Origin of the sequence: Vulcanococcus limneticus LL, assembly GCF_002252705.1 — a bacterium.
GTDB lineage: Bacteria > Cyanobacteriota > Cyanobacteriia > PCC-6307 > Cyanobiaceae > Vulcanococcus > Vulcanococcus limneticus.
The window spans coordinates 1-776 of record NZ_NQLA01000156.1 but is presented as its reverse complement, the minus strand read 5'-3'; the positions used below and the strand labels follow the sequence as shown (position 1 = coordinate 776).

Below are 776 nucleotides of genomic sequence, written 5' to 3'. Positions count from 1 at the left end.
TTCTTTTTGCCTTGTTTGCCTTCTGGCTGCAGATTCTGAGCAGCCAGCTTGTAGCTCTGAGGCGCAACAAACTGCCATCAAGCGTTGAGACAGCTGCGGCTTGATAATCACTCAGCAAGGCACCTGACTGCCAGAATCTGTATTGGCGGCAGCGGCTCCGACTTTCTCAGGAGGCCCTATTTAGCTTCTGCTCTGAGGAAAAAGAATCAGCAGCAACTAGACCTTTCCAAATGTAGGTTTTACTTACAGCAGCACCTGTAACATTGATGCCTCTAAGGTCAGATTCAATGAATTGGGTGCCTGTAAGGTTAGCATTGCTCAAATTTGCCCCTTTCAGATTTGCCCCTGTGAACTTTCTTTTCGAGAGGTCTGCGCCGCTAAGATCACAGCCTGGGCAACTTCCAGTGGTATTGAGCTTTTGTAAGTCGCTAGGCGAATAAGCAAAAACAGAATGGTTATTTAGAGATGCAACTGCTACGCCCGTAAAAAGCACTGAAACGAGAAGTGGTTGCTTCAAGAGTCTCTCGGGGTTGAGGGAAGATTAGGCGACGAGGGATTGCCCGATGTCCCTTAAAGACAAGAGCTAACCATCTCGTGAATTAAGATGACTATGCGTTTTGCACAGGCAATCTGAACGCGCCAAAAGTCGCGTCCTTGATGAGACTAGCACAAGATCAAATGACGTGACCCCCTTTGTCGGTCCAGTCCTTATGAGAGTGGGTGGATGTGGTCATGCTGCAACTCCCTGTTGAGCTGCCTCCAGGGGCGTACGCCCC

At 49.2% G+C, this 776-nt stretch carries 1 protein-coding gene; it reads right to left on the bottom strand.

Annotation, left to right across the window (positions count from 1 at the left end; all coding sequences use genetic code 11):
* Positions 1-166 precede the first annotated feature (166 nt).
* A complete protein-coding gene (locus CJZ98_RS19640; protein ID WP_094592441.1) occupies positions 167-493 on the bottom strand; it encodes a pentapeptide repeat-containing protein in 327 nt (108 codons plus the stop codon).
* Positions 494-776 lie beyond the last annotated feature (283 nt).